The sequence below is a fragment of the Actinocrispum sp. NPDC049592 genome, assembly GCF_040675465.1.
Classification (GTDB): Bacteria; Actinomycetota; Actinomycetes; order Mycobacteriales; family Pseudonocardiaceae; genus Kibdelosporangium.
In genome coordinates this window covers 86,146-106,253 of record NZ_JBFAPA010000017.1, presented here as the reverse complement: position 1 = coordinate 106,253, position 20,108 = coordinate 86,146, and the positions used below count along the sequence as shown (strand labels likewise).

Below are 20,108 nucleotides of genomic sequence, written 5' to 3'. Positions count from 1 at the left end.
GACGTTATGTCCGACCAGAACGCGCCACGTGCTGAGGCGGTCGTCGACCTCGACGCCCTGCGGCACAACGTCGCCCTGCTCGCCGGGCGCGCACACGCCCAAGTCATGGCCGTGGTCAAGGCCGACGGCTACGGCCATGGCGCCGTGCCCGTCGCCAGGGCCGCGCTGCAGGGCGGCGCGACCTGGCTGGGCTCCTGTTCCGCCCCGGAAGCCCTGCACCTGCGCGAGAACGGCATCGAGGCGCCCATCCTGGCCTGGCTTTACACGGCGGGCGAGGACCTGAGCGCGGCCGTCGCGGCGGGCGTGGACCTGTCCGTGGCCAGCCTGGACGAGCTCAAGGCGGCCGAGGGCGCCAGGATCCACCTCAAGATCGACACCGGGCTGAACCGCAACGGCTGCCCGCCCGAGCTGTGGCGCGAGCTGGTGAACGCGGCCAAGGACCACAACGTCGCCGCCATCTGGTCGCACCTGGCCAGCGCGGACGAGCCCGGCGACCCGTCGATCGAGCGCCAGCGCGCCCGGTTCGACTGGGCCTACGAGGTCGCCCAGGAGGCCGGCCTGACCCCGTTGCGGCACCTCGCGAACTCGGCGGCCACGCTGACCCGCCCGGACCTGTCCTACGACATGGTCCGGGTCGGTATCGCGATGTACGGGCTCAACCCCGTGCCGCAGCCCGAGGATCTGCGTCCGGTGATGACGTTCCGGTCCAGTGTGGTGCACGCGAAGCGGACCCCTGCGGGCGAATCGGTGTCCTACGGCCAGACCTGGACCGCCGAGCGGGACACGACGCTCGCGCTCGTGCCGGTCGGTTACGCCGACGGCGTACCACGCGGTTTGTCGGGGCGGCTTGAGGTTCTCGTCAACGGCATGCGCAAACCCGTCGTCGGCCGGGTGTGCATGGACCAGATCGTCGTGGACTGCGGGGACGACGACGTCAAACCCGGTGATGAGGTGCTGCTCTTCGGCCCGGGCGACCGCGGTGAGCCGACCGCCACCGAGTGGGCTGACCTGCTGGGCACCATCGACTACGAGATCGTCACGAACATGTACCGTCCACGCGTGCGCCGCCGCTATCTGGGGGTGAAGTGAACGGGCGGGTTGCCGGGCTGATCGGCGGGGTATTGGGTGTCGTGGCAACTGGTGCGGCCATAGGAGCCGCGGTCCGCTCGAGGCGGCGCGATATCGAGGACCTGTACGCCGACGAGCCGTTCGGTCTGCTCAAACCGACCCGTACCTGCACCGTCGCGGCTGACGACGGTGTTCCTTTGTCCGTCGAGGAAATCGACCCGGACGACGGCGGAACCCCCGAGATCACCGTGGTCCTGGTGCACGGGTTCGCGGTGAACCGGCTGTGCTGGCACTTCCAGCGCCGGATGTTCGCCGAACAGACCCAGCCCCGGGTCCGGCAGGTGCTCTACGACCAGCGCAGCCACGGCCGGTCCGGCCGGGCCTCCGAGGAGTCCAGCACGATCGAGCAGCTCGGCCGCGACCTGGACGCGGTTTTACGCGCGGTGGTCCCGAAAGGCCCGATAGTCCTGGTCGGACACTCGATGGGCGCGATGACGATCATGGCGCTGGCCGAGCAGAAGCCCGAGCTGTTCGCCGACCGGGTCCGTGGCGTCGCACTGGTCGGAACCTCCGCGGGGGAGATCGGATCCAGCGGCCTGCCGCGGCCGATCCTGTCCCGCTACAACCCTTTGACCCGCAGCGTCGGCACTTTGGCCGACTGGCAACCAGGTCTGGTCGAGCTAGTGCGCGCCGCAGGCGGCCAGCTCACCCGCCGCGCCGTGCGCCTGCTGGCTTTCGGCAGCCGCAGTGTCTCGCCCCGGCTGGTGGACTTCCTGATGGACATGCTCGACGTCACCCCGGTTCGGGTGCTCGCCGACTTCATCGAGACTTTGGGCAGCCACAACAGGTACGCGGCCTTAGCGGGTCTGCAACACTGCTATGTGCTTGTGCTCAGCGGTGACCGGGACCGGATGACCCCGTTCTCGCACGCCGAGCGGATGGCCGCCGAGCTCCCGGACGCCAAGCTGGTCCGGGTGCGCGGCGCCGGGCACATGGTCATCATGGAACAGCCGGACGTGGTCAACATCAGCCTGATGGACCTGGTCCGGCAGTGTGCGAGCGGTCGTGGAGCGGGTCGGAGATGGTGGCGGCGCAGGGCATGAGCACGAACACGGATACGAGCATGAAACTCCCTCTCGTCGAGGACACCGTCGAGTTCGGACGGAAGATCGGCGCACTGCTGACCGCGGGCGACCTGGTGCTGCTCGCCGGCCCCCTCGGCGCGGGCAAAACCGTTCTGGTGCGCGGAATCGCCGAAGGCCTCGGGGTGATGGGCCGGGTCAGTTCGCCCACCTTCGTGATCGAGCGCGTGCACAAACCCGGCCCGGACGGGCGGGGCGTGCAGCTCGTGCACGTCGACGCCTACCGCCTGATCGGCCACATCGAGGAAGTCGACGACCTCGACCTGGACACCGACCTGACCGACGCGGCGGTCGTCATCGAGTGGGGCGAGGGCCTGGCCGAGCAGCTGTCCACGGACTACCTGCTGATCCGCCTCGAACGACACCCCGACGACACCCGCACGGCCCACCTCGAACCCCACGGCAGCTGGAAATCCCGCCTTTAGCCGGCCAGGAGGGTCGCGCCGCGTTTGACGGTCCGGATGACCGGCGCGGTCTCCAGGTTCTCGACTGTCTTCAACGCCCCGAGCTTCTCGACGAGGTACGTGTAGAACGCCGGTGTGCTGGGGCAGGCGATCGACGCCACCAGGTTGCGCGAACCCGTTGTGGCGGCGGCGAAAGTCACTTCGGGGTGCCGCGCGACCGCCCGGCCGATCTCCTCGAGCTTGCTGGGCGGCACGGACATCCACAGCCGCGCCTCCACCGGGTACCCCAGCGCCCGCATGTCCATGTCGACGTCGAAGTACAACGCGCCGATCTCCCGGAGGTGGTCCAGCCGCCGCTTCACCGTCGACTCCGACCACCCGGTCACCTTGGCCAGCTCGGCGAAACTCGCCCGCCCGTCCTGTTCCAGCGCCGCCAGCATCCGATGGTCCGCGTCCTCCAGTACAACCATCTCGTCCGAAGTGGACACCTTGTACCGCAACGCATCCGCCTGTTCGGGGGTCAGGTAGCGCATGATCCCGCAGTGCTCGTCCGCCCCACCCAGGAACACGTGCAACAGACTGTGTGCGCTCACGTCCAGAACCCGTGGCGTGCGCGGCAACTTCTGCAGCAGCAACGTCCCCGGCTCCTGATGACGCCCCTGCACGACACAGTCCAGTTCGGTCCCCCCGGACAACATCCGCACCCAGTACGTGTCCGGCCGGTGCGCCAACGCCGAAGCGACCGAAACGGACACATCCGGTGCGCATCGAATCCGCAGGTACCACCGGGTCTCCTGCACCCGCCACGGGTAGGTCAACCCGACCACGCGGGCGGTCGTCGTTGCCCGCAGCTGCCGGTACCGGCGGGCCACGGTCTGGTCGGAGACGCCCAGCACCTCGGCGATCCGGCTGAACGGCGCCCGCCCGTCCAGGTTGAGCGCATGGATCAGCTGACGGTCGATCGTGTCGAGTTCCACCGTCGAAGCGTAACTCAATGTCGAGAACTTGCACCCGGGCCGACTCTGTGGCAATCGCGCCCGTTGATCGATCAGAGTCTGCGGGGTGAGAGTCATGGGTAAGTGGGCACCGCTGGTAGCGGTGTGTGTTGGTGCGTTCATGTTGCTTGTGGACGTCACGATCGTGACGGTCGCGCTGCCGGACATGGCGAGCGACCTGCAGGCGTCGTTCACGGGCTTGCAGTGGGTGCTGGACGCGTACGCGCTGGCGTTGTCCGCGTTGGTCCTGGGGGCGGGCTCGTTGGCCGACCACATCGGACGCCGGAAGGTCTACCTGGGCGGGTTGCTCGTCTTCGCCGTCGCCTCGCTGGTCTGCGGCATCGCACCCGGACCCGAGGTGCTGATCATCGCCCGGGTCGTGCAGGGCATCGGCGGCGCGGCGATGCTGGCGACCACGATGGCGCTGATCAACGTGACCTACCACGGCAAGGAGCGCGGGATCGCGCTCGGCATCTGGGGCGCCACGATCGGGGTGGCCGCGTCGGCCGGGCCAGTGCTCGGCGGCGTGCTCACCGAGTACCTGGACTGGCGGGCGATCTTCCTGGTGAACCTGCCGATCAGCGCGATCGCGGTCTGGCTGACCGCCCGCGCCATCCCGGAGTCCAGCAACCCGCACGCGCTCGGCGTCGACGTGCCTGGCGTGGTGAGCTTCACCGTCGGCGCGGGCGCGATCACGTACGGCCTGATCCTCGCCGGTGAGGATGGCTGGACCGCGGCGGGCACCCTCGCCTGGCTGATCGGCGGCGCGGTGGCGCTGATCGTGTTCGTGGTGGTGGAACTGCGCAGCGACCACGCGATGCTGGACCTCAAGCTGTTCGCCAATCCCGCGTTCACCGTCACCTTGCTCGCCGCGGTGTTCATGTCGTTCTCCGCGTTCGCGTACTCGCCGTTCCTGTCGATCTGGCTGCAGAACGGCCTGGGCATGAAGCCGCTCGCCGCGGGTCTCGCCCTGCTGCCGATGAGCGTGGCGTCGTTCCTGGTGTCCAGCACCGTCGGCCGGCACCTGCACTCGATCCCGGCCCGGTTCACCATCGGGTTCGGCCTGCTCGGCATCGGCGTCGGCGCCTTGTTGCTGCACACCGGTTCCAGCTGGGTCGCCGTCCTGCCCGGGCTCGCGGTCGCCGGTCTCGGCGTCGGCGTGATCGGTCAGGCGCTGCCGGGTTCGATGATGGCCACGGTCCCGCAGAACCGCGCGGGCATGGCCTCGGGTGCGCTGAACACGTTCCGCCAGCTGGGTTTCGCGCTCGGCGTCGCCGTGCTGGGCACGGTTGTCCGTGGCGGCAAGGAGTTCACGTCCGGGCTGGAGGACTCCTTTGTGGTCGCCGGGGTGAGCGGGATCGTCGTGGCGCTGCTGTCGGTTCTGCTCATCCGGTCCCGCAGGACCGTTGCGGAGTCCGGGAAGGCCGTCCCGGCGGAGGTCTAACCCAGGGCGCGCTTGGTCACCTTGCCCATGTCGTTGCGGGGCAAGGCATCCAGGAAGCGGACGATCCGGGGGCGTTTGTGCGGGGTGAGCAGGCGGGCGACGTGGTCGATCAGGTCCTGTTCGGCGGGGGTGCGGCCCTCGGCGGGGACGATCCAGGCCACGATCCGCTCGCCGAGGTCCTCGTCCGGCTCGCCGGTGACCGCGGCCTCGGCCACGTCGGGGTGCTCCAGCAGGACGTTCTCGATCTCGCCCGCGCCGATCTTGTAGCCGCCGCTCTTGATCAGGTCGGTGGCGCGGCGGCCGACGATCCGGACATAGCCGTCCGGGTCGGCGGTGGCCACGTCACCGGTGCGGAACCAGCCGTCCCGGAACGCCTCGGTGGTGGCGTCCGGGCGGTTGAGGTACTCCAGGAACAGGTTCGGGCCGCGGACCTCGATCTCGCCGACCTCACCCTGGGCCACCGGCGCGCCCTGCTCGTCGACGATCCGCACGTCCACCCCGTCCACCGGCGGGCCGACCGCGCCGGGACGGCGCTCGCCCGCGGCCCGGACGCTGCAGTTCATCAATGTCTCGGACATCCCGTAGCGCTCGACGATCCGCTGGCCGGTGGCGCGTTCGATCCGTTCGTGGTCGCTCGCGGGCAACGCCGCCGAGCCGGACACCAGCAGCCGGGCCTGCCCGAAAGCCTTGGCCAGCGCGGGATCCCGCTCCACATCGGCCGCGAGCCGGTGGTACATCGTGGGAACGCCGAACACCATCGTGGCGCCCGAGGTCAGCTCGGCCGCGATCGCCGCGCTGTCGAACTTCCCCAGGTGCCGCACGCAACCGCCGCGCCGCAACGGTCCCACGATCCCGAGGATCAACCCGTGCACGTGGAACAGCGGCAGCGCGTGCACGAGCACGTCGTCCCGGGTCCACTCCCACGCCTCGGCCAGAGCGTCCAAATTGGACTCGATGGCCCGGTGCGGCAGGACGACTCCCTTTGGTGGTCCCGTTGTACCGGATGTGTACACGATGAATGCAGGGTGTTCACCACCGGTGTGCACGTTGTATACATCGTGCATACCGAGCTTCACCTCGAGGCGTTCGACGCCCGGCGGGGTGGCGGTGCCGGGACCGGCCATGATCACGTCCGGCCGGCTGTCCGACAGGATGTGCTCCAGTTCCCTGGTGCCCACTTTGGGGTTGATCGGGATCACGGGCACACCAGCAAGCAGCGCCCCGGTGACGGCCACCGCGGTCTCGATGCTGGGCGTCGCCCACACCGCCACCCGGGCCTTGTCGCGGATCCGGGCGGCGACGCCACCCGCGACCCCGGCGAGTTCGCCGTAGGTCAACGCGGTGGCGCCGAAACGCAGGGCGGGGCGGTCGTTGCCGGGGGTCAGCTCGCTGAACACGACCCCATTGTTGGGGTTCGGCAGGTTCAGCGCGTCATGAACGACCTCACACCAGGGTTTCCACTGAAATCTGCCAGAGCCGCTCGGCGGCCTCGGGGTCCAGCGCGTAGGCGGCGACGCCGGTGCGGGTACCGGGCTGGTTGGGCTGGGCCTCGTTGCAGTCCTCGAAGTACTTGCCGCTCACGCCGTCCAGCAGCGGTGAGGCCGCGAGCAGCACGGACGTGGCCGCGCCCTGCTCCGGGGTCTTCCACTCGGTCACGGCGGAGCCCATCTGCCGGCGAATCGCCTCGATCTGCTCCATCGACACGTGCCGCTGCAGGTTGGTCCTGATCCCGCCCGGCATCACCGCGTTCGCTGTGATCCCGTCGCCGGCCCAGCGCCGGGTCGCCTCGACGGCGAGCAGGACGTTCGCGGTCTTCGACTGGCCGTAGGCCGACCAGGGCTCGTACTCGCGGTTGGTGAAGTGGATGTCGTCGAACACGATCGGCGAGCGCAGGTGCCCGGACGAGCTCACCGACACGATCCGCGCGCCATTGGCCGCGGCGAGGGCGTCGTGCAGGCCGGTGGTGAGGGTGAAGTGGCCGAAGTGGTTGGTGGCGAACTGCATCTCCCAGCCCTCGGGCGTGCGGGCCAGCGGCATCGCCATCACCCCGGCGTTGTTGACCAGCATGTGCAGCGGTCCGTCCCAGGTGCGCACGAACGCTCGGACCGACGCCTGGTCGGCGAGGTCGAGCCAGGCCACGTGGACCTGGTGGTTGCCCGTCGTGCCGACGATGTCCTCAGCGGTCAGCTTGCCCGCGTCCAGGTCGCGGACCGCGAGCGTGACGTCGGCGCCCGCCCCCGCCAGCGCCCGGGCGGTCTCGATCCCGATCCCCGAAGCGCCACCGGTGACCACCGCGCGCTTGCCGGAGAGATCGACACCCTGGAGGACCTCAGCGGCTGTCGAGTCCTTGTCGAAGGGGGTGGTGACAGTCATGTCTCTTACTTCCCTGCAGCCGGTACCATAGAAGCGGAGGAACCTCCGCTATGTCTCCGACTGTAAGCGGAGGAACCTCCGGTAGGCAAGTGAGCTGCACCACAAGGGAGGACTCCGTGTCGGCACCGAAGCCGTTGCGCGCCGACGCCCAGCGCAACCGCGACCGTCTGGTGGAGGCTGCTGTCCGTGCGTTCACGGCGAGCGCCGATGTCACGCTGGAGTCGATCGCCAAGGACGCGGGGGTGGGGATCGGGACTCTCTACCGGCACTTTCCGACGCGGGAGGCTCTTATTGAGGCTGCGTACCGGAATGAGTTGACGAAGCTATGTGATGCGGCGCCGGAGTTGTTGCGGGTCAAGCCTGCTGATGAGGCTTTGCGGTCTTGGCTTTCCGCTTTTGTGGACTACATGGCCACCAAGCATGGGATGGGGGATGCGCTGAAGGCCGTGATCGCCTCCGGCGGGAATCCTTTTGAGCATTCCAGGGCGCGGTTGTCGCAGGCTATGTCGACTTTGCTTGAGGCGGCTGTCGCTCAGGGCACTGTGCGGGGGGATGTTCCGGCTTGGGATGTTGTGGTCAGTGCTAGTGGGGTTTCGTTGACTTCCGCTTCCGGGGATCCCGCGCAGGCTGGGCGGTTGCTGGATTTGTTGATGGATGGGTTGAGGTTTCGCGCTGGCCGTTAGGGGCGTTTGTTGCGCTCGCCGCGCTGCAGCGCCTCCCAGAGGGGGACCGTGTCCTGTCCCACCGGGCAGGCCACACCGGCGGGACAGGACAGGAAGATCCGGTGCGCTCGCGCGCAAAAGCGCCGGATGTTGCTTTGCGCTCGAGGTTCGAGCAATCAGGTGCGGCGGCGGTCAGTGGGTTGCTGTGAGTTGGGGGAGGTAGGGGGCCAGTTCGCGGAGGAGGGCTTGTTTGGGGCGGGCTCCGACGATTTGGTAGACCAGTTTTCCGTCTTGGTAGAGGCTGAGGGTGGGCATGCCCATGACCTTTTCCTCGGCCGCGGTGACCGGGCTGGCGTCGACGTCGACCTTCACTACCTCGAGGATGTCCTTGTGCTCCTCCTCGATTTCCCTCAGCACCGGCTCTATCATCCGGCAGGGTGGGCACCAGGTGGCCCAGAAGTCGACGAGGACCGGCTTTTCCGCTTCGTTCAGGTGGGTCCGGAATGTGGTGTCCGTCAGTGTTCGCATTGGTGGGGGTGCGGCCTTTCTTGTACTGCTGCCAGTTGGGCGGCGAGGCGGCTTCTTATTTCGTTGAGGCGGGTTATCCCCTTGTCGAGCTCCGCAAGTTTCCTTCGGTAGACCTCTATTGATGCGGGGCAGACGTCTCCGGCTCTGTTGCCCGCTCGCAGGCATTCCACGAACGGGCGGGTCTCCTCCAGGGCGAAGCCGATCTCCAGCAGGCTCCTGATCTCCTGGACCAGCCTGAGGTCCGACTCGTCGTACTCGCGGTGGCCGTTGGGCGCACGTCTGGCAGGCAGCAGACCTTGTGCTTCGTAGTACCGCAGTGACCGTGTGCTCGTGCCGGCCAGCTGGGCGAGCTCTCCGATCCGCATCATGTCCTCACCGTAGGTCTTGACACCGACGTCAAGTCCAGGAACGGACCTCGTAGGCTTGGCTCGTGCTTGTACTCGCCCTGGACACTGCGACGCCGGCGGTCACCGCGGGGGTCGTCGAACTGGCGCCCCATGGCGCCGTGGAAACGCTGGCCGGGAGGGTGACGATCGACGCGCGGGCGCATGGGGAGCTGCTCACGCCGCACACCCAGGAGGCGCTGGCGGAGGCGAAGGTCGGGTTCGCCGACCTGGACGCGATCGTGGTCGGCGCCGGGCCGGGGCCGTTCACCGGTCTGCGCGCGGGGATGGTGACCGCGGCCGCGCTGGGGCAGGCGTTGGGCAAGCAGGTCTACCCGGTGTGCACGTTGGACGCGATCGCCGCCGATGTGGTGGCGCACCGGTTGGTCGTCCTCACCGACGCGCGCCGCAAAGAGGTCTACTGGGCGCGCTACGAGAACGGGCACCGGGTGGATGGGCCCAATGTCGACAAGCCGACCGAGGTGCCGGGGGATGTCGACATGATCGTCGGCGCGGACCTGCTGGACCGGCCGGTGGAGGAACCGCGTTACCCGACTCCGGCCGGGTTGGTGCGCGCCGCGAGCCCGATGCTGCTGGGCGAGGAGACCCCGCCACCGCTGACCCCGTTGTACCTGCGCCGCCCGGACGCGGTGGAACCCGGTGCCCGCAAGCGAGTGAGCCGGGCGTGACTGTCCATTTGGACCTGTTGCGCGGCGAGGAACTGGCTCGGTGCGCCGAGCTGGAGCGGGTGCTCTTCCCGGACGAGGACCCGTGGAGCGAGCAGGCGTTCAGCTCCGAACTGGCCGCGGGCAACTACTACCTGGGCGCGTACGTGGACGGCGAACTCATCGGCTACGCGGGGTTGTCCCTGCTCGGGCCGGTCGGCGCGGTCGAGGCAGAGGTGCACACGATCGGTGTGGACCCGCGCTTCCAGGGCCAGGGGATCGGCAAGGCGTTGCTGGAGGCACTGCTCGAACGCGCCGACGAGGTGCGGGCCCCGGTGTTCCTGGAAGTCCGCACCGACAACGTGCCCGCGATCACCCTGTACGAGAAACACGGCTTCACCCAGATCGGCCTGCGGCGGCGGTACTACCAGCCGTCCGGCGCCGACGCGTACACCATGGCCAGGCCGAGGAGGCCGGAGTGACTGACAAGATCATTCTCGGTATCGAGAGCTCCTGCGACGAGACCGGGGTCGGCATCGTCCGGCTCGGCGGCGACGGCGCGATCGAGCTGCTCGCCGACGAGGTCGCGTCCAGTGTGGAGCAGCACGTGCGGTTCGGCGGCGTGGTCCCGGAAGTGGCCAGCCGGGCGCACCTCGAGGCGATGATCCCGACCATGGACCGCGCCCTCGACGCGGCCAGGCTGAGCCTGTCCAATGTGGATGCCATCGCGGTCACCTGCGGGCCGGGCCTCGCGGGCGCGCTGCTTGTCGGTGTGTCGGCGGCGAAAGCGTATGCGGCCGCGCTGGATGTGCCGCTGTACGGCGTGAACCACCTCGCGGGACACGTCGCCGCGGACACCCTGCAGCACGGGCCGTTGCCGTCGGAAACGTTGGCACTGCTGGTTTCCGGCGGTCACACGCAGCTGCTGCGGGTGGACGACCTGGCCGGGAAGATCACCGAGATCGGCTCGACCATCGACGACGCCGCGGGCGAGGCCTACGACAAGGTCGCCCGGATCATCGGCCTGCCCTACCCGGGCGGCCCGCCCATCGACAAGGCGGCGCAACAAGGCGACCCGAAGGCGATCGCGTTCCCGCGTGGCCTCACCGGTCCCCGGGACGCGAAGTTCGACTTCTCCTTCTCCGGCCTGAAGACCGCGGTCGCGCGCTGGGTCGAGGCCCGCGAGCGTGACGGCGAACCGGTGCCGGTGGAGGACGTCTGCGCGTCCTTCCAGGAGGCGGTGGCGGATGTGTTGACCGCCAAGGCGGTGCGGGCCGCGACCGAGCTGGGGATCGGCACGATGGTGATCTCCGGCGGGGTCGCGGCCAACTCCCGGATCAAGGCCCTGGCCGCGGACCGCTGTGCGGAGGCCGGGATCGAGCTGCGCGTGCCGAGGCCGCGGCTGTGCACGGACAACGGCGCGATGATCGCCGCGCTGGGCGCCCACCTGGTGGCCGCCGGGGTCCGTCCGTCCAGTTTGGACCTGCCGACCGACCCCGGCCTCCCGGTGGACACCATCTACGTCTAGCTGCTACCAGTGGCGCCCATCACCGAGCGTCCCCGTGCCGTACGGCACGAACGCGGGCTGCACGTCCACGTCATCGGCGTTGACGAACATGACCCGGTGACCGAACTGGATCTGGTAGTACTGCGTCTGGCCGCGCACCACCGCGTGCGTGGCCTGGTCGAACGTGACGGCGTAGTAGTACTCCGAGGTCAGCTTTTCGCCGAGCGAGTACTTCTCCCCGGCGGAGAACGTGTACTGCAACGGGGTCACGGCCTGCGCCGGGATGCCCGCCGGGTACGCGGACGCCTCCGGGTACGCCCGCCCGTAGACCGGCACGGTGTCCTTGCCACGCTTGGGCGTGACGACCAGACCCAGCGTGCCCAGCGCGGTCGGGTGGTTGCGCGGGTTGTAGAACCAGCCCTTCTGGCCCAGGTACCAGATCGCGGTCCAGTCGCCCATCACACCCGCGACGGCGTACCGCTGGCCGCTCTCCACCCGGCTGCCGTGGTCGGAAACCCCCATGGTGGTGGCGGATCCGTCCGGGTGCAGGCCGATGTCCTTGAGCAGCGGGGCATCCGCGCGCGGCTCGGTGTGCAGGATGACCGACGACGAACCCCGCAGCGGGCACGGCTGGCCGGCCTGTGAGCAGCCGGTGAACGCGGGCTGGTTCGACGCGAAGTCGGGCTTGATCGTCACCAGACCGGTGTTGTACCCGGGCAGGCCGAAGAAAGGCGCGCCCAGCAGGTCGAAGTAGTGCGCCCAGTCCCAGTAGGGACCCGGGTCCCAGTGCATGCCCTGGACCGTGCTCGGGATCGTGCCGGGAACGTTGTCGTGGCCCAGGATGTGCGCTCGGTCCAACGGGATCCGGTACTTGGCCGCCAGGTAGCGGACCAGCTTCGCGGACGACCGGTACATCGCCTCGGTGTACCAGGTTCCTTGCGCCGCAAAGCCTTCGTGCTCCAGGCCGATCGACTTCGCGTTGACGTACCAGTTCCCGGCGTGCCAGGCCACGTCCTTGGCCAGGACGTGCTGGGCGACGTGCCCGTCGCTGGAGCGCAGCGAGTAGTTCCAGCTCACGTACGTCGGGTCCTGGACCAGCTTGAGCACGCCGTCCCAGTAGCCCTCGGTGTCGTGGATGATGATGTAGTTGATCTGCTGGTTGTCCGGCCGGTTGCTCAGGTCGTGGTTGCCGTAGTCGTTGTTCGGCAACTGCTGGTAGGGCGCGGGAATCCACTCACAGCCCAGGTCGGCCGGGCACTCCGTGCCGTCCGCGTTGGCCGCGCGCAGGCCGAGTTTGCCCAGCTGCGCGGTGTTCGGCTTGACCGCGGTGGCGGCGAGCTTGATGTGCTGGCCGTCGTCGGTGACCCGGTCGGCGCCGGACGAGATGGTCTTGAACACCTCGTCGGCGAAGGCCGCCGCGGTCTTGGTGTCCGCCGCGCTGCCGTACTTGGCCACCGCGCCGTACCAGTCGGCCGGGTTGGCGCTGGTCACGCCCAGGTCCCGCTGGTACTTGGCGAGCAGCGCGGCGCCGCCGCGGATGTTCTGGGTGGCGTCCGACCGCAGCACGGCCTTGTCCACGCCCGTCAGGGCGGCAGCGGCGTCGACCGTCTGCAGTTGCGGGACGGGCTGGACCGGTGCGCCTGCCTTGGGCAACAGGATCTGCCGGGCCTCGTCGCCGCGAGGGTCCTCCTTGCCCTGGTCGTGGTGCGAGCCGCCCGAGTTCGCGGTCCGCACGTCGGTCAGGTGCATCGGGCCATAGCCGGCGCTCGTGCTCGGAGTCCCCGCGTTGGTGTCCCAGCGGGACTCCAAATACGACACGCCGAGCAGGACACTCGTCGGCACACCGAACTCTTTGGCGGCCGCCGTGAAGGCTTGTTGGCGTAACTGGTTGGTGGGTTCGGCGGCTGCTGCTGCCGTGGTAACGCCGCAGGCCAGACAGGCTGCGGCAACCATGGCCGTGATGCGGGCAGGGCCCATGGAGAGCTCCCCAGAAATGAAGGCTGTGGGACACGACAGCTTTACGCCGCGGCGTCCCACAGGTCAATAACTTGCAGCCAATCGGGCTAGTATGTGTAGGACTTACACCGGATTGAGAGCCGGTTTGCGATCTTCCACTACGAAACTTGCCGCGGTCTTGATCTCCGCGGCCCAGTGCCGGTGTACGTCCCCCGTCAGCACGACGCCGTTGCGGACAGTGCCTAGGCCTGCGCGATCCTCGCCGCGGCGGACCACGTGCCGGAACCGTTCGTCGGTGGCGATCTCCCACTGCACCGGGATGGGACGGCCGGGCATGCCGCCGAGCCCGTTCCGGCGAAGGGGTCCTGGGCGAGCCGGGTCCACAGGATCACACTGTCGGGGGTACGGGTCACCGGACGCCACACCGAGCGCGGACGGGTCGGTGAGCTTGCCGGGGGCGGCCGAGGCGGGCGCGCCGTCGAGCGCGGTCAGCCCGGCGGCCGCCACGCCGCCTGGGAGGATCGTCCGTCGAGAGGGAGTGGTGGGAGTCGGCCTGCGGATCGGCACAGCAACCTCCTGGTCAGGGGTTCACTGGCCGATCACCCTTCTCGTTGGGAATGACCTCTACTTTCCTTGAGGTGAGCCGCGGGTGAACCTGCGGCTAGAGGCCCGCTATGCACCATTTCGACGACTTCTTGGACATCTCCAGGCTCACGGTCTGGGTCTGGCTGCCCATGTTGATCTTGATGATGCCCTGTGCGTACGTGCCCGACTCGTTGACCCCGGACAGTGTGGCCTTGGCACTCGACGGCAGCGTGTTCATCGCGCTGGTGAGCTCCCTGGTGGCGTTCGAGTCGCACGTGTAGTCGCCGATCTCGCTGGTGGACCGCGAGTTGATCACTTCGACCGCCTTCTCGGCCAGCGCACGCGTCTCGGCGCTGCCACCACTGCTGCTGCCGCTGCTGCCGCTGCCGCTCGACTTGGTCTTCGGCGCGTTGGGCGGCGGGAGGGTGGCCTCCGGGATGCCGCCGGTGGGCTTGCCGTCGGCGGCGGGCGTGGTCTTGTCGTCCGGCTGCAGGACGATGACCAGGACCAGCGCGATGATGGCGGCCGTGGCCAGGCCGGCCAGGGCCACGATCAGGCCGGTGTTCTTCTTGGGCCCCTGCGGCGGATAACCCGGTGGCGGGTACCCGCCAGGTTGCTGCGGATAGCCCTGCTGTGGATAACCCTGCTGCTGTGGATAACCCTGTGGGTAACCACCCTGCTGCGGTTGTCCGTACTGTGGCGGATAGCTCATTGAAAGCCCCCAGCTGGATCTCTGTTTCGGTTGGAGACTAACCACGGCGGATCGGTTCCGCAGGATTTCGGAAATGCCCGTCACCTGGATGGGTAACCCCCGTCGTCCACAGGTCCCGAGGGGGCGATTGAACGGCTGGCACTCGACTGGGTAGAGTGCTAGTTGCACGGCACCAACACCGCCCCGGCACCCGCGACGGCGGGGTGGCAGGAGCCGCTGTAGGTACCTGCCAACGCTTTCGACGACCCGTGGAGGTCACACCGGTGAGCGTGAACATCAAGCCGCTCGAGGACAAGATCGTTGTCCAGGCCAGCGAGGCTGAAGCCACGACGGCTTCCGGTCTCGTCATCCCGGACACGGCCAAGGAGAAGCCCCAGGAGGGCAAGGTTCTGGCTGTGGGCCCGGGCCGCATCGACGACAACGGCAACCGCGTCCCGCTGGACGTGAGCGTCGGCGACGTCGTCATCTACTCCAAGTACGGCGGCACCGAGGTCAAGTACAACGGCGAGGAGTACTTGATCCTCTCGGCCCGCGACGTGCTGGCCGTCATCAACTGACGCCTTCTAACGCCAGACGCCCCGGCGCCCCTTTACCGGGGCCCGGGGTGTTTGTCATACAGAGAGGTAGTAAATGCCCAAGCAGATCAGCTTCGACGAGGACGCTCGTCGGGCACTCGAGCGTGGGGTGAACAAGCTCGCCGACGCGGTCAAGGTCACCCTTGGCCCGCGCGGCCGGCACGTCGTGCTCGCCAAGAAGTTCGGCGGCCCGACCGTCACGCTCGACGGCGTCACCGTCGCTCGCGAGATCGAGCTCGACGACGCCTACGAGAACCTCGGCGCGCAGCTCGCCAAGAGCGTCGCGACCAAGACCAACGACGTCGCGGGTGACGGCACCACCACCGCGACCGTGCTGGCCCAGGCCCTGGTGCGGGTCGGCCTGCGCAACGTGGCCGCGGGTGCGAACCCGACCGCCATCGGCCGGGGCATCCAGGCCGCGGTGGACAAGGTCGTCGAGGCCCTCAAGGCCAAGGCCACCCCGATCAAGGGCCGGGACAACATCGCCCAGGTCGGCACCGTCACCTCCCGGGACGCCTCGATCGGCGCCCTGCTCGGCGAGGCGATCGAGAAGGTCGGCGAGGACGGCGTGATCACCGTGGAGGAGTCCTCCACGATGGCCACCGAGCTCGTGATCACCGAGGGTGTGCAGTTCGACAAGGGCTACATCTCCGCGCACTTCGCCACCAACCCGGAGGCGCAGGAGGCCGTCCTCGAGGACGCGTACATCCTGCTGTACCGCGAGAAGATCTCCGCGCTGGCGGACCTGCTGCCGGTGCTGGAGAAGGTCGTGCAGGCGGGCAAGTCCCTGCTGATCGTGGCCGAGGACGTCGAGGGCGAGGCGCTGTCCACCCTGGTGGTCAACTCCGTGCGCAAGACGATCAAGGCCGTCGCGGTCAAGGCGCCGTTCTTCGGTGACCGCCGCAAGGCGTTCCTGGACGACCTGGCCATCGTCACCGGCGGTGCGGTGATCTCCAGCGAGATCGGCGCCAAGCTGTCCGAGACCACCCTGGACCAGCTGGGTTCCGCCCGGCGGATCGTGGTCACCAAGGACGAGACCACCCTGGTCGACGGCGGGGGTGAGAAGTCCGAGGTCACCGCGCGCGCCGAGCAGCTGCGCAAGGAGATCGAGGCCTCCGACTCCGACTGGGACCGGGAGAAGCTGCAGGAGCGGCTGGCCAAGCTGTCCGGCGGCGTCGCGGTGATCCGCGTGGGTGCGGCCACCGAGACCGAGCTGGCCGAGCGCAAGCACCGCATCGAGGACGCCGTCGCCGCCACCAAGGCAGCGGTCGAGGAGGGCATCGTCCCCGGTGGCGGCACCGCCATCGTGCACGCCGCCAAGGAGCTCGAGGGCAACCTCGGCCTGACCGGCGACGAGGCCACCGGCGTGGCCATCGTCCGCGAGGCCCTCTCCGCCCCGCTGCACTGGATCGCCAGCAACGCCGGCCTCGAGGGCGCCGTCGTCGTGCACAAGGTCCGCGAGCTCGACTGGGGCCAGGGCTTCAACGCCGCCAAGCTCACCTACGGCAGCCTCATCGACGACGGTGTGGTCGACCCCGTGAAGGTGACCCGGTCGGCGGTCGCCAACGCGGCCTCCATCGCGCGGATGGTCCTCACCACGGAGAGCTCCGTGGTGGAGAAGAAGGAAGAGGCTCCTGCCGCGGCCGGTCACGGTCACGGGCATGGGCACGGTCACTGAGTTTCGTTCTGCGGGAAGGGGCCCCGGCTGTGTGCCGGGGCCTTTTCTTGTGGAGAGGACGCGAAGACCCGGTTTTGCGCTGGCGCGCAAGGACTTCGTGCTTGCTTCGCGCTGATGGGCGGCAGCCTGCGCTGCGCTGGGAGCGCTTCTTCCATTGCCCTGAGGGAGCTTCCGTGCCCGGCAGCGCTCTGATGGTGCGTCCCGCGAACACAATCTGATTCTTGTTGCCTCGCTGGGCCGCCGTACCCCGGATGCCCTCGCTCAATCGGCACCCCTGCGTGGCGTATTGCTCGGCAAGCGTCGCCCCGCCGAGGCTGATGGGTGGGCAGCCTCGGCGCGGGCTGGGGTCAGGCGCTGGTGGTGACGACGAGGGTGCGTTTGCGGGATTTGATGATGTTGTCGCGTTCGGACTCCGAGAGGCCGCCCCAGATCCCGTACGGTTCGTGCACGGCCAGCGCGTGTTTCCGGCACATCTCCAGCACCGGACAGGCGTGGCAGATCGCCTTCGCCCGCGCCTCCCGCCTGCTGCGTGCCGGACCCCGCTCACCGTCGGGGTGGAAGAAGAAGGCGCTGTCCATGCCGCGACAGGTACCTTCCAGCTGCCAGTCCCACACGTCCGCATTGGGGCCGGGAAGCCTGCGCGTGTCTGCCATCGTGGCCTGCCTCCTCGTTCGAGGACGTCAGTACTCCATTCGGTCCAACGATGGCGACAGTAGAACCGCGTCAATACTTGTTCAAGGGTGATCACCTAGAGATCACCCAATCCAGTAACCGGTCCACTACACAGAGCACTGGGTGATCGACTTGCTGGCTGTATGTAGTGGTTGCTGCTCCCCGGTTGCCGGTATCCCGGTGCGACCTGACGATGGGCGGGTGGCGACGGGGCCGGATTCCACGCTGGACGGCATACCCCCTACGGGGGATGTGCCGGAGCCGTCCTTGCCGGTGGCCGCGGTCGCCCGCCGGCTCGGCATCGCGCCGTCGACCCTGCGGACCTGGGACCGCAGGTACGGGCTCGGCCCCCGCGGGCACAAGACCGGACGGCACCGGCGCTACGGCCCGGACGACGTAGCCCGCCTCGAACTGATGCAGAAAGCCCTGGTCCGTGGCGCCTCACCCGCGGAAGCCGCCGAGTACGCGCTCAAGGCCCACGGCCAGGTCCGCGAGGAGGAGCCACCCGCGACACCCCTGGCGGAGACGCCCGGAGGCGCCGCCCTGGCCAAAGGTCTGGGCCGTGCCGCGCTGGCGATGGACACCGCCGCGGTCCAGCAGCTGCTCATCGACGCGATACGCACCGATGGGGTGATCGCGTCCTGGGATCGGGTGATCCGCCCTGTGCTCACCGCAGTCGCCGGGCGCTGGGCGCACTCCGGGGAGTCGGTCGAAGTCGAGCACCTGCTCCACGAGTGTGTGCTCGCGGCGATGATCGGGGCGACGCCGCTGCTGGGGCCCACACGCAACCCACGGCCGGTACTACTGTCGTGCGCGCCGGAGGAAAGACACAGCTTGCCGCTGTACGTACTGCGCGCCGCACTGGCACGCCGGGAGGTCGGAACCCAGATGCTCGGCGCCGCGTTGCCCGCAGACGCCCTGGCAGCCGCCGTTAGACGCACAGCCCCAGCGGCCGTCGTCGTGTGGGCACAGCTACCGCGCTGTGGTGACCCGACGGTATTCAACCAAGTGCCGCGGACTCGTCAGCGCGTACGGATGTTCGGATGCGGCCCCGGCTGGGCCAGTGCCCGGCTGCCGAGTCAGGTCGAACGCCTCGACGCGCTCAAGGACGCGGTCGACCGCCTCGAAGCGGTGGTGGTCGGTGACTGAAGAGCTCCGCCGGGCAGCCTTCGGCGACCGGCCCGACATTCACGTCACCGCAACGGGCACTGCTAAGGACCAGTGGTTGACAGCTGTCGTCCTCGGCGGTCAAGGCAGGTACGCGGCCGCGTCGGCGTTGCTCACAGCGTTGCTGACCGACCCCGATCCGGTACTGGCCTCACTCGCCGCGAGCACCCTCGGGTCCCACCGGCGCCAGGTCGGCGGACACGACGCTGCGCGGCGCCTGGACGCGGCGGCCCTCGCCAGGCTCCCGGCGGCCGCCACCGACGGCGACCGGGACGGTGTGGATCTCCTGGGGGCCCGTTCGGATGCATTGCTGGGGCTCGCAGCGGACGCGTTGGGTGTAGGCCGTTTGACGGCGGCACGACGGCTCATATCGGCTGCGGATGCCTTGGGCGATGTCGGCTGGCGCGGACAGGTCCGGCTGCGATGGGTACGCGCCGAGGTCGAACTGGCCAGTGGTCACCCGGACGCGGCGTTGCCGCACGCCGAAGCCGCACTCCGGCGGGCTCGGGCGGCGGAAGCGGCCCGGCATGTCGCCAAGTCCGAAATGGTCCTCTCGGCGACACTCGCGGCATGCGGCGGGGTCACGGAACGTGAACGGGCCCGGGACCTCGCCGAAGGGGTGGTGGATCGGGCCATCGAGTTCGGTTTGTTGCCCCTGGTGTGGCCTTGCTCACTCCTACTGGCTGATCTGGACCCCCTAGGGGCTGACGGCCACCGCCGCCGGGCGGCCGGAGCGTTGCACTGTGTGTTACGACGAAGCGACCCGATCGCGCGACGCCTGGCCGCGTCCTCCCCTTGGGTGCCGAACACGCTGGTGGTGCCCCTCGAGGCCGCCCAGGCAGGCATCCGGGCGAACTCGTTCACAGAATTACCACCAGATCGTGTCAAGGTCGGGCCGCAAGCGTCCGATAGGGGAGGTGGAACGTCACTCGGCTGCAGGAAGGAGTCCCCGTGACGACGGTCTTGATCTGCGACGACCGCCGCAGCGTGCGGGAAGGTCTCACCCGCGTCATGTCTGCGGTGCCCGGGGTCAGTCGCATCGACTGCGTAGCGCACGGTGACGAGTTGCTCGCCCGCTTCTCCCGCCAGCCGGTGGACGTCGTACTGGTTGGTACCCAGCGCGCCGTGCCGACTGGGGTGGAGGCCACCCGGCGGCTCGTCTCGGCCAACCCCCAGGCAAATGTCATCGTCTTCGGTGCCCCGGACGACGCGGGAAGCATCGCAGCGGCGATCGCCGGTGGTGCGCGCGGCTATCTCCGCTGGGACGCGTCCCGGCCCGAACTGGTCGCCGCCCTGGCGCACACGCTGGCCAGCACCTCGGTGCCGGCGCCGCGGCAGCCGTCGGACCCGGGCGTCCAGCTCACCGACCGCGAGCTGCAGGTGCTGCGCGGGATGAGCCAGGGCAAGAGCAACGGCCAGATCGGCCGTGAGCTGTACCTGTCCGAGGACACCGTGAAGACCCACGCCAGGCGCCTGTTCCGCAAGCTCGGCGTGCGCGACCGGGCCCAGGCGGTGGCGCACGGGTTCCGCCGCGGCCTGGTCTCCTGACACCGGCGCGGGACCAAATAGGACGTGTCACGGCCCGGGGGTGC

Annotated in this window: 22 protein-coding genes; 13 read left to right on the top strand and 9 right to left on the bottom strand. The window is 68.9% G+C overall.

Translation table 11 applies throughout. The annotated features are described in order from the left end of the window. Positions 1–6: 6 nt before the first annotated feature. Genes alr through tsaE form a run of 3 tightly spaced genes read left to right on the top strand, consistent with a single transcriptional unit; the run spans position 7 to position 2,635 of the window. On the top strand, positions 7–1,089 hold the full coding sequence (gene alr, locus AB0J95_RS35410) for an alanine racemase (RefSeq protein WP_364768587.1): 1,083 nt from the start codon (positions 7–9) through the stop codon (positions 1,087–1,089). Then, positions 1,086–2,171, top strand: coding sequence for an alpha/beta hydrolase (locus tag AB0J95_RS35405; RefSeq protein ID WP_364768058.1), 1,086 nt, complete (start codon positions 1,086–1,088; stop codon positions 2,169–2,171). The genes alr and AB0J95_RS35405 overlap by 4 nt, the downstream gene beginning before the upstream one ends. 20 nt (positions 2,172–2,191) lie before the next feature. Then, positions 2,192–2,635: a tRNA (adenosine(37)-N6)-threonylcarbamoyltransferase complex ATPase subunit type 1 TsaE gene (tsaE, locus tag AB0J95_RS35400; protein ID WP_364768055.1), complete on the top strand. Its 444-nt coding sequence runs from the start codon at positions 2,192–2,194 to the stop codon at positions 2,633–2,635. Here the strand turns inward: tsaE and AB0J95_RS35395 are convergent. Beyond that, positions 2,632–3,591 (bottom strand): AsnC family transcriptional regulator, encoded by a 960-nt coding sequence (locus AB0J95_RS35395; RefSeq protein WP_364768053.1) that lies wholly within the window; start codon positions 3,589–3,591, stop codon positions 2,632–2,634. The genes tsaE and AB0J95_RS35395 overlap by 4 nt on opposite strands. A 94-nt stretch (positions 3,592–3,685) precedes the next feature. Here AB0J95_RS35395 and AB0J95_RS35390 point away from each other — a divergent pair, with 94 nt between their 5' ends. After that, positions 3,686–5,053, top strand: a complete 1,368-nt coding sequence (locus tag AB0J95_RS35390) for a DHA2 family efflux MFS transporter permease subunit (protein WP_364768050.1) — start codon at positions 3,686–3,688, stop codon at positions 5,051–5,053. On the opposite strand, the gene AB0J95_RS35385 is transcribed toward AB0J95_RS35390, so the two are convergent. Both AB0J95_RS35385 and AB0J95_RS35380 read right to left on the bottom strand, forming a co-directional pair. Continuing rightward, a complete protein-coding gene (locus tag AB0J95_RS35385; protein ID WP_364768047.1) occupies positions 5,050–6,450 on the bottom strand; it encodes an acyl-CoA synthetase in 1,401 nt (466 codons plus the stop codon). The genes AB0J95_RS35390 and AB0J95_RS35385 overlap by 4 nt on opposite strands. Positions 6,451–6,496: 46 nt before the next feature. Next, positions 6,497–7,426 carry an SDR family NAD(P)-dependent oxidoreductase gene (locus AB0J95_RS35380; protein ID WP_364768044.1) on the bottom strand — a complete coding sequence of 310 codons (930 nt, stop codon included), beginning with the start codon at positions 7,424–7,426 and terminating at the stop codon, positions 6,497–6,499. 116 nt (positions 7,427–7,542) lie between these two features. Between AB0J95_RS35380 and AB0J95_RS35375 the strand changes: the two genes are divergently transcribed. Beyond that, positions 7,543–8,109 carry a TetR/AcrR family transcriptional regulator gene (locus AB0J95_RS35375; protein WP_364768041.1) on the top strand — a complete coding sequence of 189 codons (567 nt, stop codon included), beginning with the start codon at positions 7,543–7,545 and terminating at the stop codon, positions 8,107–8,109. A 171-nt stretch (positions 8,110–8,280) separates the two neighbouring features. Here the strand turns inward: AB0J95_RS35375 and trxA are convergent, their stop codons facing one another. Further along, positions 8,281–8,616 (bottom strand): thioredoxin, encoded by a 336-nt coding sequence (gene trxA, locus AB0J95_RS35370; protein ID WP_364768038.1) that lies wholly within the window; start codon positions 8,614–8,616, stop codon positions 8,281–8,283. After that, positions 8,604–8,981 carry a MerR family transcriptional regulator gene (locus tag AB0J95_RS35365; RefSeq protein ID WP_364768584.1) on the bottom strand — a complete coding sequence of 126 codons (378 nt, stop codon included), beginning with the start codon at positions 8,979–8,981 and terminating at the stop codon, positions 8,604–8,606. Before AB0J95_RS35365 ends, trxA begins: the two co-directional genes overlap by 13 nt. Before the next feature lie 65 nt (positions 8,982–9,046). On the opposite strand from AB0J95_RS35365, the gene tsaB reads away from it, so the two are divergent. From tsaB to tsaD, 3 genes are read left to right on the top strand one after another with little or no spacing between them, the layout of a single operon-like run. Beyond that, positions 9,047–9,688 carry a tRNA (adenosine(37)-N6)-threonylcarbamoyltransferase complex dimerization subunit type 1 TsaB gene (tsaB, locus tag AB0J95_RS35360; protein WP_364768035.1) on the top strand — a complete coding sequence of 214 codons (642 nt, stop codon included), beginning with the start codon at positions 9,047–9,049 and terminating at the stop codon, positions 9,686–9,688. Next, positions 9,685–10,146: a ribosomal protein S18-alanine N-acetyltransferase gene (gene rimI / locus AB0J95_RS35355; protein ID WP_364768032.1), complete on the top strand. Its 462-nt coding sequence runs from the start codon at positions 9,685–9,687 to the stop codon at positions 10,144–10,146. Before tsaB ends, rimI begins: the two co-directional genes overlap by 4 nt. Beyond that, positions 10,143–11,192: a tRNA (adenosine(37)-N6)-threonylcarbamoyltransferase complex transferase subunit TsaD gene (tsaD, locus tag AB0J95_RS35350; protein ID WP_364768029.1), complete on the top strand. Its 1,050-nt coding sequence runs from the start codon at positions 10,143–10,145 to the stop codon at positions 11,190–11,192. The genes rimI and tsaD overlap by 4 nt, the downstream gene beginning before the upstream one ends. 3 nt (positions 11,193–11,195) lie before the next feature. On the opposite strand, the gene AB0J95_RS35345 is transcribed toward tsaD, so the two are convergent. From AB0J95_RS35345 to AB0J95_RS35335, 3 genes are all read right to left on the bottom strand, one after another. Continuing rightward, on the bottom strand, positions 11,196–13,124 hold the full coding sequence (locus tag AB0J95_RS35345; protein WP_364768581.1) for an N-acetylmuramoyl-L-alanine amidase: 1,929 nt from the start codon (positions 13,122–13,124) through the stop codon (positions 11,196–11,198). Positions 13,125–13,250: 126 nt separating this feature from the next. Then, positions 13,251–13,694, bottom strand: coding sequence for a hypothetical protein (locus tag AB0J95_RS35340; protein WP_364768026.1), 444 nt, complete (start codon positions 13,692–13,694; stop codon positions 13,251–13,253). Positions 13,695–13,788: 94 nt separating this feature from the next. Then, a complete protein-coding gene (locus AB0J95_RS35335; protein ID WP_364768023.1) occupies positions 13,789–14,424 on the bottom strand; it encodes a hypothetical protein in 636 nt (211 codons plus the stop codon). 263 nt (positions 14,425–14,687) lie between these two features. Between AB0J95_RS35335 and groES the strand changes: the two genes are divergently transcribed. Continuing rightward, positions 14,688–14,981: a co-chaperone GroES gene (groES, locus tag AB0J95_RS35330; RefSeq protein WP_125728378.1), complete on the top strand. Its 294-nt coding sequence runs from the start codon at positions 14,688–14,690 to the stop codon at positions 14,979–14,981. A gap of 73 nt (positions 14,982–15,054) precedes the next feature. Next, positions 15,055–16,677 carry a chaperonin GroEL gene (groL, locus tag AB0J95_RS35325; protein WP_364768020.1) on the top strand — a complete coding sequence of 541 codons (1,623 nt, stop codon included), beginning with the start codon at positions 15,055–15,057 and terminating at the stop codon, positions 16,675–16,677. Between the two features lie 347 nt (positions 16,678–17,024). On the opposite strand, the gene AB0J95_RS35320 is transcribed toward groL, so the two are convergent. Next, positions 17,025–17,330, bottom strand: a complete 306-nt coding sequence (locus tag AB0J95_RS35320) for a WhiB family transcriptional regulator (RefSeq protein WP_364768017.1) — start codon at positions 17,328–17,330, stop codon at positions 17,025–17,027. Between the two features lie 220 nt (positions 17,331–17,550). On the opposite strand from AB0J95_RS35320, the gene AB0J95_RS35315 reads away from it, so the two are divergent. From AB0J95_RS35315 to AB0J95_RS35305, 3 genes are read left to right on the top strand one after another with little or no spacing between them, the layout of a single operon-like run. After that, the gene (locus AB0J95_RS35315; RefSeq protein ID WP_364768014.1) at positions 17,551–18,498 is read left to right on the top strand and encodes a MerR family transcriptional regulator; all 948 of its coding nucleotides are present in this window, start codon (positions 17,551–17,553) and stop codon (positions 18,496–18,498) included. Continuing rightward, positions 18,491–19,471: a hypothetical protein gene (locus AB0J95_RS35310; RefSeq protein ID WP_364768012.1), complete on the top strand. Its 981-nt coding sequence runs from the start codon at positions 18,491–18,493 to the stop codon at positions 19,469–19,471. Before AB0J95_RS35315 ends, AB0J95_RS35310 begins: the two co-directional genes overlap by 8 nt. Beyond that, positions 19,468–20,064: a response regulator transcription factor gene (locus tag AB0J95_RS35305; RefSeq protein WP_018682728.1), complete on the top strand. Its 597-nt coding sequence runs from the start codon at positions 19,468–19,470 to the stop codon at positions 20,062–20,064. The genes AB0J95_RS35310 and AB0J95_RS35305 overlap by 4 nt, the downstream gene beginning before the upstream one ends. The last annotated feature ends 44 nt before the right edge of the window (positions 20,065–20,108 follow it).

What these genes read in the sequence shown, in the direction of transcription:
- alr (WP_364768587.1), top strand. Translation starts at nt 7, where the DNA reads ATGTCCGACCAGAACGCGCCACGTGCTGAGGCGGTCGTCGACCTCGAC.
- tsaE (WP_364768055.1), top strand. Translation starts at nt 2,192, where the DNA reads ATGAAACTCCCTCTCGTCGAGGACACCGTCGAGTTCGGACGGAAGATC.
- AB0J95_RS35390 (WP_364768050.1), top strand. Translation starts at nt 3,686, where the DNA reads ATGGGTAAGTGGGCACCGCTGGTAGCGGTGTGTGTTGGTGCGTTCATG.
- AB0J95_RS35380 (WP_364768044.1), bottom strand. Translation starts at nt 7,426, where the DNA reads ATGACTGTCACCACCCCCTTCGACAAGGACTCGACAGCCGCTGAGGTC.
- trxA (WP_364768038.1), bottom strand. Translation starts at nt 8,616, where the DNA reads ATGCGAACACTGACGGACACCACATTCCGGACCCACCTGAACGAAGCG.
- AB0J95_RS35365 (WP_364768584.1), bottom strand. Translation starts at nt 8,981, where the DNA reads ATGCGGATCGGAGAGCTCGCCCAGCTGGCCGGCACGAGCACACGGTCA.
- AB0J95_RS35345 (WP_364768581.1), bottom strand. Translation starts at nt 13,124, where the DNA reads ATGGTTGCCGCAGCCTGTCTGGCCTGCGGCGTTACCACGGCAGCAGCA.
- AB0J95_RS35335 (WP_364768023.1), bottom strand. Translation starts at nt 14,424, where the DNA reads ATGAGCTATCCGCCACAGTACGGACAACCGCAGCAGGGTGGTTACCCA.
- groL (WP_364768020.1), top strand. Translation starts at nt 15,055, where the DNA reads ATGCCCAAGCAGATCAGCTTCGACGAGGACGCTCGTCGGGCACTCGAG.
- AB0J95_RS35320 (WP_364768017.1), bottom strand. Translation starts at nt 17,330, where the DNA reads ATGGCAGACACGCGCAGGCTTCCCGGCCCCAATGCGGACGTGTGGGAC.